Below are 6,755 nucleotides of genomic sequence, written 5' to 3' on the forward strand. Positions count from 1 at the left end.
ATAAATTTCAAAAAAAATACGATAAACCGGATTTTTTTTGCGCGATTACAAAACCGGTTGCTGTTTATGTGGGCGCTATCGAAAGCTGGTTTGACTTCAGTCTATTAGATTATATCGCCGAAGAGCTAAAAGATGTGCATTTTTTAGTAATTGGAGCTATAAAATTTAAACCCGACAATTTTGATCAAATACGATCTAGAGAAAATATTACGTTTTACGGCAAGGTCGATAATGATTTGATTGCCTCTTTTTTGCAATTTTCAGATGTCGGTATAATCCCGTTTAGACTGGATATGGATTTGGTTCATTCTATAAGCCCTCTAAAACTATATGAGTATTCTGCGGCTGGACTTCATACGGTAGCAACTAAATGGCGAGAGTTGGAGCGGCTTAACAGTCCTGCTTTATTGGCAAGTTCAAAAGAGGACTTTGTAAGATATATAAAAAAATCTCTAGATTTAAGTAAAAGCGACAAGACTGAAATTTTAAATTTTGCCAAGGATAATGATTGGAGAGAAAAGATACGACATATCATTTAAAATTAGATATAATTTCATTTATAATATTTTTAAATTTAAACGATGAGGCGAAACGAAAGTAATAAATGCAGTATAAAAAGTTAGTAATTGATTTTCGTATGCATAAAGCATCCGGTATAGGTACATATATCAAATCGCTACTACCTTTTTTGGTAGAAAAATTTGAAGTTATTCTGCTTGGTAGTAGAGCCGAGATGCAGGACTATGCTTGGAGTAAAAGTGTTCAAATTTTAGAATGCGAATGCAAAATTTATTCTGTAAAAGAGCAGCTTGAACTGCCTTTAACAATTCCTGAATGTGATATTTTTTGGTCTCCACATTTTAATATCCCAATCCTGCCGATAAGAGCGAAATTTAGAGTGGTTACTATCCATGACGTATTCCATTTGGCTTTCTACGATACGCTAAATTTTATGCAGAAAATATATGCAAAAACGCTTTTTAATCAAGCACTAAACCGAAGCGATATAGTTCTTAGCGTTTCAAATTTTTCGCGGAGTGAGATATTAAAATACACTAAAACCGGTAAAAATATTTTCGTTGTACCAAACGCAATAGATGAGAGGCGCTTTAATCGCCATTGCGATTCAAATACCTTAGAAGCGGCGGCAAAGTATTATAGCCTTCCTAATGATTTCGTTCTATTTGTGGGAAATGTCAAACCGCATAAGAATTTAAAGAATTTATTATTTGCATTAGAAAAGACGAATCTCAATTTGGTTATAGTGGGCAAAAAGGACGGCTTCATAACGGGCGATAGCACTATTTCTGAGATTATTCAGACAAAAAATCTTGGCAATCGTATATTTTTTACGGGCTATGTTAAAGACGCGGATATCGCCGCTATTTATAATTTGGCGAAATTATTCGTATTTCCATCGCTATACGAGGGTTTTGGTATTCCGCCGCTTGAGGCACAAGCGTGTAGTTGTCCGGTCGTTTGCTCAAATGCTGCAAGTTTGCCTGAAGTTTGCGGTGATAGCGTTGTTTATTTTGATCCGAATGACATAGAAGATATGAGAAATAAAATTCAAACTGTTTTAAACGATAAAAATTTACAAAACGAGCTTCGCGCTAAAGGTTTTGAAAATGTAAAAAGATTTAGCTGGGAGCGCTCGGCTAAGCAGATTATCGAAATAATGGAGAATTTGCAATGAAAAAAGCCCTTATCCACGACTGGTTCAGCACCTATGCTGGTGCGGAGAAATGCGTCGAGAGTTTTACCAATATATGGGATGATTTTGAAATTTACAGCCTCATCGACTTTTTAAGCGGCACCGACCGGGATAAAATTTTAAAAGGCAAGCACGCTCACACGAGTTTTATCCAAAAACTTCCTTTTGCAAAGGACAAATATCGCAACTACCTGCCGCTATTTCCGCTTGCGATCGAGCAGTTTGATTTAAGCGGTTACGATGTCGTGCTATCCAGCTCGCATGCCGTCGCAAAGGGTGTGCTGACGCACTCTAACCAACTTCATATCGCCTATGTACACACGCCGATCCGCTACGCGTGGGATCTATATCATCAGTACTTGCGCGAAAGCGGGCTGGACCGCGGTCTAAAGGGTATGCTGGCGAAGTATTTTTTACATAAAATTCGCCTTTGGGACGCAAGTACCGCAAACCGCGTGGATCACTACGTCGCAAACAGCCGCTACATCGCGCGCCGTATCAAAAAAACCTACGGTAAGCCTAGCGACGTCATCTATCCGCCCGTGGACGTGGATAAATTTACTCTGCGCGAAGCCAAAGAGGAGTTTTACCTCACCGCCTCGCGTATGGTGCCGTATAAAAAGATCGATCTTATCGTAGAGGCATTTTCGCAGACGGATAAAAAGTTGCTTGTCATCGGCGACGGCCCCGATATGGCAAAAATCAAATCAAAAACGGGCAAAAATGTCGAGCTTTTGGGCTTTGCGAACGATGAAACAATGGCGGATCTCATGGGGCGGGCTAAGGCATTCGTTTTTGCCGCTGAGGAGGACTTCGGCATTACGCCGGTGGAGGCGCAGGCATGCGGTACGCCGGTGATCTGCTTTGGGCGCGGCGGCGCTCGCGAGACGGTGATTGATGGCGAGAGCGGGCTGTATTTTATGGAGCAAAACGCAAAGGAGCTGCTCGCCGCCGTAGCTAAATTTGAGCAAAATTATGATAAATTTGAGCCTACAAAAATCAGAGAAAATTCTTTAAAATTTTCGCGCGCGCGCTTTGAGGCCGAGATCAAAAGCTACGTCGAGAAAAAATATGAGGAATTTAAGGACGGCCAAAATGACTAATATAATCCTAAGCGGCGGCAGCGGCACGAGGCTGTGGCCCATCAGCCGCACGCTTATGCCAAAGCAGTTCGTGCGCCTCTTTGACGATCGCTCGCTTTTTATGATGAGTTATGAGCGAAACTCCCCACTATGCGAGCGTACGCTCGTCGTCTCAAATGAGCAGCAGTATTTTTTGGCGCTCGATCAGCTTGAGGCTCTAGGTGCGCGCGGCGTGAAATTTCTTCTCGAGCCCGTCGGCAGAAACACGGCTCCTGCGATCGCACTTGCGTGCTTGAGCCTAAAAGCCGAGGAGATCGTTTTTGTAACGCCGAGCGATCATCTAATTAAAGATGAGGCAGCGTATAAAAACAGCGTCTTGCGCGCGCATGAGCTTGCGAAGCAGGAGTTTTTGGTGACGTTTGGTATCAAGCCTGCGTATGCAAATACGGGCTACGGCTATATCGAAGCAAGCGGCGAGGACGTTTTAAAATTTCACGAAAAGCCGGATCTTACGGCAGCGCAAAGCTACATAGCGGCGGGGAATTTTTACTGGAACAGCGGCATGTTTATGTTTAAAGCGGGCGTATTTTTAGGCGAGCTAAAAGCGCGTAGCCCTGAAATTTACGAAGCCTGCGTTCGTGCCTATGAAAATTCTAACGCGGAAAATCCGATTAGAATTAAACTAGGCGATATGCAAGAGATCCCCGCAGATAGCATCGATTACGCAGTTATGGAGCGCACGAGCCTTGCTAAGGTCGTACCTGCAGACATCGGCTGGAGCGATCTGGGAAGCTTTGATAGCTTAGACGCCGAGCTGCCTAAAGACGCGAACGGCAACACTGCAAGCGAGCAAAATATCACTCTAAATTCTAAAAACAATCTCATCATCGGCTCGGGCCGCACTATAGCCGCCATAGACGTCGAGGATCTCGCTATCGTCGATACCAAGGACGCCCTGCTCGTATGTAAAAAAGGCTCTACTCAAAAGGTAAAGCAGGTGGTGGAGCGGCTGAGGGATAGCGATCTGGCGCGCGTGCACGTAACGACGCACCGCCCGTGGGGCAGCTACACTGTGCTCGAAGATGAGCGCGGCTACAAGATCAAGCGCATCGTCGTTAAGCCCGGCAAGCGACTATCGCTGCAGAAGCACTACCATCGCAACGAGCACTGGATCGTCGTTAGCGGCACTGCGACCGTGACTGTGGGTGAGCGAAATTTCTTGCTGCGCGAGAATGAATCGACGTTCATCAGGATGGGTGAGGTCCATCGCCTCGCAAATGAGGGCAAAATCCCTGTCGTACTAATCGAAGCTCAAGTCGGCAGCTACACCGGCGAGGACGATATCGTGCGCCTGCAAGACGATTTTAATAGGGGTTAGGATGAAAAAGCAACTCTGCATTTTGATAATCTTGGCGGTCGATATTTTCGGCATCTGGCTTTGCTTCGGGCTTGCCGTGGTGCTTAAAAATCTGCTCTACGGCGATAGCGTGCTGCTGGATATCGGCAGGTATCAGGGCTTCGCGCCGTCCTACGTCATAATGATATTTTTGTTTTTTTATCAAGGGATCTATTCGAGGCGATATGATTTTTGGCACGAGAGTAGAATTTTAGTGAGAAGCTGCTTTTTTGGGCTTTTGCTCAGCCTTGCGTTGCTTGCTTTAATCAAAGTCAATTACGAATTTTCGCGCGCCAGCTTTATTTTGAGCTTTGCCTTTATGGCGGTGGTTTTGCCGCTTTTTAAGCTCGTAACGAAAAGGAAGCTTTTTAAATTTGGATTATGGCGAAAGAGGGCGAAAATTTTAGGCGAGGGCGAAGAGTTTGAGAGCGCCGTCTTAGAAAGCGCGTATTTAGGATATGTTAGAGCTCTTGGCGGCGATTACGACGTGTTGTTTATCGGCGGAAGCAGGCTTGGGGCGAAAGCCTTGAACGAGCTTATCGAGCATAATATCAGAAAGAACAAAGAAATTTTATTCACACCCGTGTTACGCTCATATGATTTCACGCAGACAGATATTTACAGCGTTTTTGCTTCGCGCACCAGCCTCTTTGCGATACGAAATTCTTTGAAAAGCCCTTTAAATTTAGCTCTTAAACGCGGGCTTGATTTAGCGCTAATTTTCTTAGCGCTTCCTTTGTTGGTGCCGATTTTTGGTATAATCGCGCTGATGATGAAGCTAAAAGAACCGGACGGGCGCATATTTTTTTCGCATCAAAGGATGGGATTTGGCGGTAAGCCGTTTGGATGCCTGAAATTTCGCTCGATGAAAGAAAACGGCGATGAAATTTTAGCTCAGTATCTAAAGCAAAATCCACAAGAGGTGGAGTATTTTGAAAAATATCACAAATATGAGCATGATCCACGTATCACGAAGCTGGGCGATTTTTTGCGAAAAAGTTCGCTAGATGAGCTTCCGCAGCTGATCAACGTCCTAAAGGGCGAAATGAGCATCGTTGGTCCTCGCCCATGCGCGCAATATGAGCGCAAGGATATGGGCGAATACGCCGATCTCATCCTAGCCGTCAAGCCCGGCATTACGGGGCTTTGGCAGGTGAGCGGGCGCAGCGATGTGGATTTTGCGACCAGGGCCGGTATGGATACGTGGTATATGAAAAACTGGTCGATCTGGAACGACATCGTCATTATTTTAAAAACCTTCAAAGTCGTTTTAGCGCGCCAAGGGGCAAGTTGATAGTTTATAGAGTTTAAGACGGGGCTGCCTCTTTTGAGATAAATTTTAAATTTAATACAGCGCTTTAACCAAGATATTAGAATCGCTTGAGGCTAAATTGACATTATTTAAAATCATATATATAAAAATACAATCGTGCGGCAATATCTAGGAATTTGCAGCGCAAAATTTGAAATTTTGAAATTTCATCGCATGCTTGCGTAAAATAAGACTACGCAAAAATGGTATGCTTTAATGCGGACGACCAAGATTGTGTAGTATCGCGGGAAAATTATTAGCACAAATCGTATTGCTTAAGCACACAAAAAAGGCGCTACCTGATAAAATTTACTGCCGCTTTCCGCTTCTGCGCGAATACTACGACGTAAAATTTTTACAAGACAGATAAATTTTACTCTTACTTTCTCACCGACGTATTTTAAAATTTTAAATTGCCTATCTCGCAAAAGCGGCAGCTGTTTTAAAATTTAGGGAATTTGCAGATAAAATTTTGATCTGTTTGAGGGATAGGGGGATAGTGTCCGGTAAAATAGACAATGGAAATGAACTATTCGGAAATCACATTATTTCAAATACCGCTTACGGATACACAGATAAAAAGCGACCAACGGCTATGAGGCTCTAAAGGCCTATGATCTAAATGGCGACAACGCAATAGACGAAAAGGACGAGATATTTAATAAGCTTAAAATTTGGAAAGGTACGAATTCTAACGGCATTACCGATGAAGGAGAATTAAGCTCGCTTGCGGATAATAATATCAAAAGTATCGATCTAAACTATAAAGAGATAACGATAGACGAGAATTCTAACACCGTAAAACAAAGCTCTAAGATTGCTCTTATCGATGCTGATCTACTAATGGACGGGAGTAAGTGAAGCAGCTAAAGACTCACGAGGAATTTATAGCTACTTAAGTAAGGTGGATATAGAATTCGTAAAAGCAATCAAATTAAATGTAAGAAGAGGACTGAGATTTTATAAATTCATTGTTGGCAGATTGCTTCGCTTGCAAAGTTTACCGCAATGACGAGAAAAGCAAAGAAAACGGAAGGATAAAATTTGGAAAATTTGAAAACTGGAATAAAAATGTTAAAAAACGTGATTTAAACTCAAACGAAAATGCAAATTTAAGCGATTTCAATCAAAGAGACTACGATAAAGAACCGATAGTAATTAAAAATCCTTATGAATTCTTTCTTTCAAATTTATTCTTTTTTTCTCATTGCGGGACGGTGCTTGTTTTATTGGTTTTTGTTGATTATATGG

5 protein-coding genes are annotated in these 6,755 nt (G+C 42.7%); all 5 read left to right on the plus strand.

The annotated features are described in order from the left end of the window. The coding region (locus Q0620_RS03335; RefSeq protein ID WP_298783202.1) for a glycosyltransferase at positions 1 to 539 on the plus strand (539 nt) is incomplete at its 5' end. Positions 540 to 604: 65 nt separating this feature from the next. Further along, entirely contained in the window at positions 605 to 1,696 is a 1,092-nt protein-coding gene (locus Q0620_RS03340; protein WP_298783203.1) for a glycosyltransferase family 1 protein, read from the plus strand. After that, entirely contained in the window at positions 1,693 to 2,817 is a 1,125-nt protein-coding gene (locus tag Q0620_RS03345; RefSeq protein ID WP_298783204.1) for a glycosyltransferase family 4 protein, read from the plus strand. Before Q0620_RS03340 ends, Q0620_RS03345 begins: the two co-directional genes overlap by 4 nt. Beyond that, entirely contained in the window at positions 2,810 to 4,174 is a 1,365-nt protein-coding gene (locus Q0620_RS03350) for a mannose-1-phosphate guanylyltransferase/mannose-6-phosphate isomerase (RefSeq protein WP_298783205.1), read from the plus strand. The genes Q0620_RS03345 and Q0620_RS03350 overlap by 8 nt, the downstream gene beginning before the upstream one ends. Before the next feature lies 1 nt (position 4,175). After that, complete coding sequence (locus Q0620_RS03355) at positions 4,176 to 5,486, plus strand: sugar transferase (RefSeq protein ID WP_298783206.1); 1,311 nt, start codon at positions 4,176 to 4,178, stop codon at positions 5,484 to 5,486. Positions 5,487 to 6,755: the final 1,269 nt, after the last annotated feature.

The organism is uncultured Campylobacter sp., assembly GCF_938017615.1.
Taxonomy (GTDB): Bacteria; Campylobacterota; Campylobacteria; order Campylobacterales; family Campylobacteraceae; genus Campylobacter_B.